The organism is Burkholderia sp. LK4 (genome assembly GCF_001043615.1).
In the GTDB taxonomy this organism is placed as follows: Bacteria; Pseudomonadota; Gammaproteobacteria; order Burkholderiales; family Burkholderiaceae; genus Burkholderia; species Burkholderia cepacia.
In genome coordinates, this window is the sequence record NZ_LDUL01000103.1 from 1 (window position 1) to 9,403 (window position 9,403).

11 protein-coding genes are annotated in these 9,403 nt (G+C 68.4%); 7 read left to right on the forward strand and 4 right to left on the reverse strand.

What is annotated here, in order from left to right:
- Positions 1–375 precede the first annotated feature (375 nt).
- The 3 genes from VK92_RS36080 to VK92_RS36090 all read left to right on the forward strand — a co-directional run bounded on the left by VK92_RS36080 (position 376) and on the right by VK92_RS36090 (position 2,858).
- A complete protein-coding gene (locus VK92_RS36080) occupies positions 376–1,143 on the forward strand; it encodes a DUF4410 domain-containing protein (RefSeq protein ID WP_048026846.1) in 768 nt (255 codons plus the stop codon).
- Between the two features lie 233 nt (positions 1,144–1,376).
- Positions 1,377–2,099, forward strand: coding sequence for a hypothetical protein (locus tag VK92_RS36085; RefSeq protein ID WP_048026762.1), 723 nt, complete (start codon positions 1,377–1,379; stop codon positions 2,097–2,099).
- A 276-nt stretch (positions 2,100–2,375) separates the two neighbouring features.
- Positions 2,376–2,858 (forward strand): cupin domain-containing protein, encoded by a 483-nt coding sequence (locus VK92_RS36090; protein ID WP_021158171.1) that lies wholly within the window; start codon positions 2,376–2,378, stop codon positions 2,856–2,858.
- 103 nt (positions 2,859–2,961) lie between these two features.
- On the opposite strand, the gene VK92_RS36095 is transcribed toward VK92_RS36090, so the two are convergent.
- Entirely contained in the window at positions 2,962–3,771 is an 810-nt protein-coding gene (locus VK92_RS36095) for an SDR family oxidoreductase (protein ID WP_048026759.1), read from the reverse strand.
- Complete coding sequence (locus tag VK92_RS36100) at positions 3,768–4,601, reverse strand: molybdenum cofactor biosynthesis F family protein (RefSeq protein ID WP_048026766.1); 834 nt, start codon at positions 4,599–4,601, stop codon at positions 3,768–3,770. Before VK92_RS36100 ends, VK92_RS36095 begins: the two co-directional genes overlap by 4 nt.
- A gap of 170 nt (positions 4,602–4,771) precedes the next feature.
- On the opposite strand from VK92_RS36100, the gene VK92_RS36105 reads away from it, so the two are divergent.
- Positions 4,772–5,566 (forward strand): AraC family transcriptional regulator, encoded by a 795-nt coding sequence (locus tag VK92_RS36105; protein WP_048026757.1) that lies wholly within the window; start codon positions 4,772–4,774, stop codon positions 5,564–5,566.
- Positions 5,567–5,633: 67 nt separating this feature from the next.
- Here the strand turns inward: VK92_RS36105 and VK92_RS41165 are convergent, their stop codons facing one another.
- The gene (locus tag VK92_RS41165; protein ID WP_082160949.1) at positions 5,634–5,855 is read right to left on the reverse strand and encodes a hypothetical protein; all 222 of its coding nucleotides are present in this window, start codon (positions 5,853–5,855) and stop codon (positions 5,634–5,636) included.
- Between VK92_RS41165 and VK92_RS36110 the strand changes: the two genes are divergently transcribed.
- On the forward strand, positions 5,854–6,807 hold the full coding sequence (locus VK92_RS36110; protein ID WP_048026764.1) for a DMT family transporter: 954 nt from the start codon (positions 5,854–5,856) through the stop codon (positions 6,805–6,807). The genes VK92_RS41165 and VK92_RS36110 overlap by 2 nt on opposite strands.
- Before the next feature lie 185 nt (positions 6,808–6,992).
- Positions 6,993–7,541 (forward strand): hypothetical protein, encoded by a 549-nt coding sequence (locus VK92_RS36115; protein WP_021158166.1) that lies wholly within the window; start codon positions 6,993–6,995, stop codon positions 7,539–7,541.
- Between the two features lie 96 nt (positions 7,542–7,637).
- Here the strand turns inward: VK92_RS36115 and VK92_RS36120 are convergent, their stop codons facing one another.
- Positions 7,638–7,772, reverse strand: a complete 135-nt coding sequence (locus VK92_RS36120) for an entericidin A/B family lipoprotein (RefSeq protein WP_021158165.1) — start codon at positions 7,770–7,772, stop codon at positions 7,638–7,640.
- A gap of 233 nt (positions 7,773–8,005) precedes the next feature.
- Here VK92_RS36120 and VK92_RS36125 point away from each other — a divergent pair, with 233 nt between their 5' ends.
- Entirely contained in the window at positions 8,006–9,301 is a 1,296-nt protein-coding gene (locus VK92_RS36125) for an aspartate carbamoyltransferase (RefSeq protein WP_021158163.1), read from the forward strand.
- The last annotated feature ends 102 nt before the right edge of the window (positions 9,302–9,403 follow it).

The following is a 9,403-nucleotide window of genomic DNA, read 5'->3' on the forward strand; positions in this document are numbered from 1 at the left end:
GGTTCTTCGGTTCTTCGGTTCTTCTGTCCGCCTTACTGCCTTACTGCCTTACTGCCTTACTGCCTTACTGCCTTACTGCCTTACTGCCTTACTGCCTTACTGCCTTGCCGCGTTACCGCGTTACCGCGTTACCGCCTTTCTTCCTTACTGCCTGACGATCCGACGGCCCAGCGTACCCGCGCGCGGCGGCACGTGACATGCGCCGACATAATTCCTGCGTAGCGCATCACGCCCGGCCTCCGCATACTTGCGCCTGCGTGTTGCGCAACGGCATGAAACCTCTCCCTCGCCAGCGATCACGCCCCGCTTCCGATCGTTCGCGTTCCTGAATGCCGCGACAGTATCGGCAACTTCATCCAGGCCTCGGAGATCGACATGCTCACTTCCCTTCACACACTTGCCACCCACGCCAAACGTCTGACGAGCATCGCGCTGATCGCCGGCGCACTCGCGATGACAGGCTGCGCATCGACCTCAACCACCGCCATGACCGCCGCGCCGGCGGCCCGCACGCAGCCGCAGGTTCGTGCGGACGTCGTCTACGTGTCCGCGTTCGACGTGGACACGACCGACGTCAAGGTCGACGGCGGCATGATCGCCAAGCTCACGACCCTCGCGAGCGGTTCGTCCGCCGACGTGCAACGCCAGCAGAGCGCGCTGACGACACGCGAGCGGCTCGCCGACGCGCTCGTGCGCGAACTCCGGTCGCAAGGCATCCCCGCGCTGCGCGGCCCGGTGCCCGACGGCCGCGACGTGCTGGTGATCGAAGGCCGGTTCGAGTCGATCGACGCCGGCAACCGCCGCCGCCGCACCCTGATCGGGCTCGGGGCGGGCAAGAGCGAAGTGAAGGCATCGGTCACCGTGCTGTTCCGGCCGGCGCATGGCGCGCCGCAACCGCTCGGCACGTTCTCGTCCAGCGCGAACAGCGGCCACCTGCCCGGCATGGTGGAAACCGCCGGGGTCGGCGCGGCGGCCGGCCGCCTCGCGACGTCGGCAGCGGTCGGCGCCGGCCTGCATGGCGTGTCGGAAGCCAAGCACGACACGGTGGTGTCCGATACGGATCGACTCGCGCGCTCGATCGCGAAGCAGCTCGCCACGCAGAATGCGGCGAACGCGTGGCTGCCGACGGTGTCGGCGAGCTGACGCACCGCGGACCGCGGACCGCGCACCACACGCCACACGCCACACGCCACACGCCACACGCCACACGCCGCACGCCGCACGCCGCCTGCGCGGCCCGGCGGGCGCTCAGGCGGGCGGCCGGGCATAATGCGCGAGGCCGCTGCGGCGGCACGCGCCGCGACCGTGCCGGGCCACCCGACGGCCGGCGCCATTTCCCGTCCTGAACGAATTCCGAACCTCAACCCGTCAATGCCATGCAAGTACTCGTCGTAGGAACCGGCAAGCTGGCCAGCGAACTGCTCGGCGCGCACCGTCTCGACCCCGCAACCTGTCGCGTAATGGCGTGGTCGGACAGCACCCACAACGATGCGCAGCATAGCGACGCCCGACATGGTGATGCCCGGCATACCGACGCCCGCTCGATCGTCGTGCACGCCGGTTCCGGCCGCGAGCTCCCTGACGTCATCGCGTTCTGCGAGGCCTCCGCGTCGCCGCTCGTCGAGCTGTCCACCGGCTCCGTGCTCGAAACCGGCTCGTACGCTTTCCCGATCGTGCTGTGTCCGAACACGAACATCCTGATGCTCAAGTTCATGAGCATGCTGGAAACCAGCGGCCACCTGTTTCACGACTGCCGGATCAGCCTGACGGAGTCGCACCAGGCCGGCAAGACGTCCGTCCCGGGCACGGCCGTCGGGATCGGCCAGTCGCTCGGCGTGCGGCCGGAAGACATCCGCTCCGTGCGCGACCCGGACGTGCAGCGCAGCGAATTCGCCGTCGCCGACGATCAGCTCGGCCGCCACGCGATTCACCGGATACGCATCGACGACGGTGCGTGCAGCCTGCAGTTCGAATCGCGCGTGGTGGGCGATACGCCCTACGCGGATGGCGTATCGCGCATCGTCGATGCCGTCCGGCAGCACGATCTCGAGCACCGCCGCTATTCGATCGTCGAGTTCATCCGCAACGGCTGGCTGTAGTCGCGGCGGTACGCGGCGGGAGGCATGCGCGCGTCTCGCACGTCGTTTCCACAACGAAAAAAGGTTCGTCGCAAAATGCCGTGGATGTCGCCGATCGCTTCGCCGGCGGCATCCGGGCCAAACGTCCCGCCTCCGGCAGCCGCGACGTGCAACCGTCGTTTCGTATCGGCCGGCAAGTTATCGGCCGAGGTTCATTCGCCGAGATGGGGCGCAAACCGCTGCCGACGCCGGCGCGTGAATCGCCACAGTCGACATCCCCCGAAAGGAGAGCACCCAATGACCCGCCCCGATTTCATCAAGCACTGGACCGAGCTCGAAGAACCGGAAGCGCATTGCTATCGCGGCGACACCGAGCCGATGGCGCTGGACGCACCGCTTTCCGCCGAACTCGGCATCACCCGTATCGGCATTCATCACGTGAGGCTCCTGCCGGGTCGGCGGACGTCATATCCGCATGCCGAAAGCACCGAGCAGGAGTTCGTGTACGTGCTCGAGGGCAAGCCCGATGTCTGGATCGACGGCGTGCTGCACCCCGTTGCCGAAGGTGATTCCGTCGCGTTTCCGGCGGGCACCGGCATCTGTCACACCTTCATCAACAACACGAAGGACGAGGTCAGGCTGATGGTGATCGGCGAACGCCCGCGCGACGACAACCGTATCCGCTACCCGAAGAACGAGGCGTACGAGCTTACCCGCGCGGACCGCTGGGTGGACTGGCCCGCCAGGCCGCTCGGGGACCACGACGGCATGCCGGACTGACGCTCGCGAAGATGCCCCCGACGGAACCTGCCGAGCCTGCTGCGTGAACGCGCGGCAGGCCGCCGGAGCCGCCCCGTTGCGCGGCGCGTTACCCGGCCAGCCGTCACTCGCCACCCAGCACTGCCCCGCTCTCGGGCAACGTCGCACCGCCGTCGACGACGATCGTCTGCCCCGTGATGTACGCGGCATCGGCCGACGCGAGAAACAGCATCGCGTTCGCGATATCTTCCGGCTCGCCCATCCGCGCAAGCGGAATGTCGCGCGCGATCTGCGCGGCGACCGACGCATCACCAAGATTGCCTGCCGCCGGCGTGCGGATCATTCCCGGTTCGACACCATTCACCGTCACGTTGTGGCGTGCGAGTTCGAGCGCCGCCGCGCGAATGAAGCCGTTCACGCCGGCCTTCGACGCCGCGTAATGCGCGAGCCCCGGATACACGACGCGCGGCCCCGTCACCGACGACGTGACGAGCAGCCGCCCCGCCCCCGCGCGCCCGAAGGCCGGCAACGCGGCCTGCGCGAGCCAGAACAGCGCCGACAGGTTGACCGACAGCGTCCGGTCGAGCGTCGGCTCGTCGATCTGCGTGAACGGCGTCAGCGGAAAATACGCGGCATTGTGGACGACGACATCGAGCCGGCCGCCATCGCGCTCGACTGCCGCGACCAGCGCGACCAGTTGGTCGCGGCTGGCCGCATCCACCCGATAGGCGCGCGCCTCGCCGCCCGTGCTCGCGAGCGCGTCGGCCTGCGCGGCGGCGGCCTCGCCGTTCAGGTCGGCGAGCGCGACGAACGCGCCGGATTCCGCGAAACGGCGCGCGATCGCCGCACCGATCCCCTGCGCGGCGCCCGTGACGAGCACGACACGCCCGCTGAAATCCGCCCGCAGGCGGCCGCTGCCCGGCGCGGCATTCATCGCTGCGCCCCGCCGTCGAGCGGATGCACGGTGTCGTTCAGCACCTGCGCATGCGCGCCGATCGGGAAGTTCGACAGCGTGCCGAAATCGCCGCCCTGGTAGCCGAAGATCTTGCCGTCGGTCTTGCGCTGCGCGAGGTCGATCAGCACGACGCCGAGCGTCGGCACCACCTTTTCGCGCCACACGAACAGATACAGCTCCTCTGCAATCCTGAAGTAATGGCAGCGGTCGACATCGGCCAGGCCGCCTTCGACACCCTGCAGGCACTGCCACGCGTAGAAGTTCTCGTTCAGGTAGATGTGCTCGTAGCACTCGGTCGGGCTGTAGCGGTACATCGTCCGCTTGCCGATCAGCTCGCGCGTGGGCCCGTGCAGCGGCCCCGGCTGCGTATGGCCGCCGAGCGTGCCGTGCCGGAAGCCGGCCTCGACGCCCGTCAGCGGCAGCCCGCGCGCCACCCGCGTGAATGCGTCGATACGCGTGTCGGATTCGGTCGGCAGCGTGCCGACAACCGACGTCCATACCCCGTTGTCGAGATCGATCACGAGACTGACCGACGTCGCGCGGGCTGACGAATCGATGTAGTCGACGAAGTACAGCCCGTTGCGCAACCGCGTCACGCGGCACGGCTCGCGGCCGCCCGTGTCGGTCGCCGCGTCGCGCCACTGCAGCGCGCCCGGCTCGAACATGTAGACCCGCCATGCCCCCGACGCGTCGCCGAGCGTCAGCGTATGCCCGGCGAGCGCATCGACGGATGCGAGGATGTTCGCTTCCGGCGCGAAGCCGTCCGCGAGCGCGCCAACCTGAATGAATACCGGATCCTGTTGTTCCACCTGCCGTCTCCCGCGCAGCTTCAGGCCCGGCGGGCCGTGTACGCTGCTCATGTGCACATGGTGCGGGCTGCGCGCGATGCGCGGTATCGGCCAAAAGGATGAAGGGCGCACGCCGCCGGAACGCGCTAAAGTGCACGAAATCCGCGCCGCGACCGGCGCGAGGAGCGCACATGCACCGCGTCACCCACTACCGACGGACCGGCGAAGGCATCGAGGCAATCAGCCTCGACTCCGACCGCGCGTTTCCGCGCCACGCGCACGACGAATTCGGGGTCGGCGTGATCGTCAGCGGCGCGCACCGGTCGTGGAGCGGCCGCGGGCAGGTCGACGCCCTGGCCGGCGACGCGATCATGGTCAACCCGGGCGAGATGCACGACGGTTCGCCGATCGAGGCCGGCACGGGCCGGTGCTGGCGGATGCTGTACCTCGCGCCCGCGCTGGTCGCGGGCGTCGCGGCGGAAGAAGGCCTCGGCGGCATCGAACTGGCGCATCCGGCGGTACGCGACGCGCGGCTCACGGCCGCCGTCGGCCGGCTGCATGCGCGCATCGTCGCGGGAGAATCCCCGCCGCTCGCCCGCGACGAGGCACTCGTGATGCTCGTCGCCGGGCTGCTCGCCCGGCACGCGAACCGCACGCTGCCGACGGCGGGCGTTGCACCGGCGATCCGCATCGCGCGGGAGCGGCTCGACGCGGCACCGGCCGCCCCCGTTTCGCTCGCCGAGCTGGCCGGCCTGAGCGGCGTGAGCCGCTTCCAGTTGCTGCGCGGGTTTGCCCGCGAACTCGGCATCACACCGCATGCCTACCTGATCCAGTCGCGTGCGCGGCTGGCACGCGCGCTGCTCGCCAGCGGCCTGCCGATCGCCGATGCCGCGGCCGAAGCCGGCTTTGCCGATCAGAGCCACCTGACGCGCGCGTTCGCGCGCCAGTTCGGGATCACGCCTGGGAGGTTTGCGCAGGTCGGTTGACGTCGGGGCCCCGCACAACGCGATCGGTCGCAAGGCGATCGAAGGCGGGCCCCGATGTCGACGACGGCTAGCGCGGCTTGGGCTTGGGCGTCGGCTGCGGTTTCGGCTGCGGTTTCGGCTGCGGTTTCGGTTTCGGCTTCGGCTTCGGCTTCGGCTTCGGCTTCGGCTTCGGCAGCAGTCTGCGCAAACGCACGTGCGTAACGCCCCACGCACGGCCCTCGACGCGCCCGCGCCCGTTGCAATTTCGTTCAAGACGCGCGATGCCGCCATACGCGACGATGCGGCGCATGAAGACACGACTGATCGGCTATCTCTATCTCGCCGCCGCGATGGCGGGCGTCGGCAGCACCGTCATCGCGAGCCGTCTCGCGGCAGGCGGCCTGCCGCCGTTCACGGCCACCGCGCTGCGCTTCCTGATCGCGACACCACTGCTGTTCGCGCTGATGCGCGCGCAGCGAATGCGCTGGCCACGCATTTCCACCCGCGACGCCGTGCTGCTCGTCATCCAGGCTGCGGCGGGCGGCGTCGGTTACACGGTGCTGCTGATCAGCGGCACGAAGCTGTCGTCGCCGCTCGACGCAGGCGTGATGCTCGGCACGCTGCCCGCGATGTCGACGCTGATCGCGGCCGTCGTGCTGCGCGAGCGGCAGACGCCGCGCGACTGGGCGGCCGCCGCGCTCGCCACGGCCGGCGTGCTGTTCGTCACGTTCGCCCCCGGCCACGCGCTGCCGTCGCTCCAGACGCTTGCCGGCGATGCACTGGTGCTGGCCGCCGTCGCATGCGAAGCCGTATTCATCCTGCTCAACCGGCGCCTTGCCGCGCCGCTGCCACCGCTCGCGCTGTCCACCGCGATGTCGGGCCTCGGCTTCGTGCTCGCGCTCGTGCCGGCTGTATTCGAATGGCACGCGGTCGCAGATGGCTGGACTCTCGGCGCGGTGTCGGCAATCGCCTACTACGCGCTGGTGCCGACCGTGCTCGGCTACCTGTGCTGGTACGCGGGTTCGGCGCGCACCAGCGGAACCGAGGCCGCGCTGTTCACGGCGGTCGCGCCGGTCTCGGCCGTGCTGTTCGCGGTCGCGCTGTTCGGTGAAACGTTGAACGTCACGCGGGTCGCCGGCATCGCGCTCGTCGTCGCGGGCATGCTCGTCGGCGCGACGCGGCGGCGCGAGCGGCTCGCCGACACGCACGATGCCCGGCCAGCCAGCCCCGCGCCCACCCCCGCTCAAACCGCCGCCGAATGACTGCGGTCATCGCGGGATTGCGGCAACGGCGGCCACTTCCTCCCGTCACATCGTCGTGGCCCGCGCGCCCCGGCCACTGTAGGAATGTGTCCGCGTGCCGCAAATCGATTGCGCACCACCCCGCAAGATGCAATATTCGCGTGGCCGGCCCCTTTGACAACCATCGAACAACAATCCGACACGCAATGAACAGGAAGGAAGCCAAAACAAGAATCGCGGTGCTGCTCTCCGCGGGAACGAGGAAGGCCGACGCACTGGCCGAACTGTCCGGGCAGGGGCTCAAGGATCGCGTGCTCGCGCACCTGATCGCATCGCGCCCCGACCCCGAGCGCTGCCGCAAGAACAAGGTGCACGTCCGGATCCTGGTCGCGCTCGGTATCGCCCAACTGGCGATCAGCCTCGTGCTCGCGTATTACTTCTTCGCAAGCGGCGCCGGCACCGGCCTCGTGGCCGTGTTCCTGGCGTTGACCGTGCCGCTGTCGCTGCTGTTCATCTGGGGCTTCGCGACCCATCGCGTCGGCGCCTATCACGCGTTCATCCTGCTGTCGCTGCTGCAGTTGCCGAAAACCATCGCCGAACTCGGACGCGATCCGTCGACCGCGCTGCCGAGTCTCGTGATCACCGCGTTGCTGGTGGGCTACGTCTGGTACGTGCGCAACCGGATGTTCCCCGACTACGGCTGGTTCACGCCGCGCAAGGTCGAAGGCCGCTACGCGTTCGTCGAACACGCGTGACGCCGCCGGCGTCGGCGCCGGTCGAAAAAAAAAAGCGCCGGGCCGCCCCGCAATCGCGGGACGGCCGGCGCTTTCTGCATTCCGAAACCAGTCGGCTTACTTGGCCTTTTCAGCCGTATCGCTGATCGCCTGGCCACCCTTCGAAATATCCTGGCCCACACCGGCGACCGTGTTGCAACCGGCGAGCGCGGCGGTCACCACCAGCAGCATTGCAGCAATCGTACGCGTCATTCTCATTCTCCTTCGAATCAACAAGCCCGACGGGCGAATCGTATGCGGCGCGGTACCCGGCAAGACACCGGGCACGGGGCCTGACCTGATTATACGGAGACGGCCGCGACGCGCCACTACGAACCCGCCGCATGTCACACGGGCCACACAGCCGGTCCGCGCAGATTTTCCTTGACTTCAACGCGCCAGGAACTAATATACGCACCGCGTATATTTTCCGTCAGGAGCCGCCGATGACCGTCCCCCAGCAAGCCTTCCTCCGCGACGCGATGCGCCGCCTCAACATGACCCGCGAAGCGTTCGCCAATCGCATCGGCGTCAGCCGGCGCGCGCTGGACACCTGGCTGTTGCCCGACGATTCGCAGGAATCGCGCGGGATGCCCGAGATCGTCGAGCGCTTCGTGTCGGAAATCGTCGAGCGCTCGGCACCGGAAGGCAGCGGCTATACGCAAAGCGTAGATAATCAAGGGCTCGCCAAGCAGTTCTTTTTCGAAGGCAAGCCGCAGCTGCTGTCGGTCGACCAGTTTTCGCGGGAATCGGTCGAGGCACTGTTTCGCGTGGCCGACGTGATGCAGCCGATCGCACGCCGCCACAAGATTTCGCGCGTCCTGGAAGGCGCCGTGCTCGGCAACCTGTTCTTCGAAGCCAGCACGCGTACGCGCGTGTCGTTCGGCGCCGCCTTTTGCCGGCTCGGCGGCTCGGTGTGCGACACGACGGGCTTCACGTTCTCGTCGATGGCCAAGGGTGAATCGATCTACGACACGAGCCGCGTGATGGCCGGCTACGTCGATGCGCTCGTGATCCGCCACCCGGAGAAAGGCTCGGTGGCCGAGTTCGCGCGCGCGACCAACCTGCCCGTGATCAACGGCGGCGACGGCCCCGGCGAGCACCCGAGCCAGGCGCTGCTCGATCTCTATACGATCCAGCGCGAGTTCTCGCGGCTCGGCAAGATCGTCGACGGCGCGCACATCGCGCTGGTCGGCGACCTCAAGTACGGGCGCACCGTGCACTCGCTCGTCAAGCTGCTCGCGCTGTACCGCGGCCTGAAGTTCACGCTCGTGTCGCCGCCGACGCTCGAGATGCCGGCCTACATCGTCGACCAGATCGCGACGAACGGCCACGTGATCGAGCAGACCACCGACCTCGCGGCCGGGCTGCGCGGCGCGGACGTCGTCTACGCGACGCGGATCCAGAAGGAGCGCTTCACCGACGAGTCGTTCGAAGGCTACACGCCGGATTTCCAGATCAACCAGGCGCTCGTCGACACGGTGTGCAAGCCCGACACGCTGATCATGCACCCGCTGCCGCGCGACAGCCGGCCCGGCGCGAACGACCTGTCGGTCGACCTGAACCGCGACCCGCGCCTCGCGATCTTCCGTCAGACCGACAACGGCATTCCGGTGCGAATGGCGATCTTCGCGGTGCTGCTCGGCGTCGAGAACCTCGTCCAGCATTCGATGCGCGACGCGACGTGGCGCCCGCCGGCATACCTCGGGCCGGAGGACGCGGTGTTTCACGGCGTCGATTGAATCGTATCCAGAGTCTCGCGCCCGCCTGCCGTCGTTTCAGGTCGGCGGCGCGCTTGCCTGAAGCAGAACGCGCCGCATCTGAACTGACCCCGCAAAGTTGGA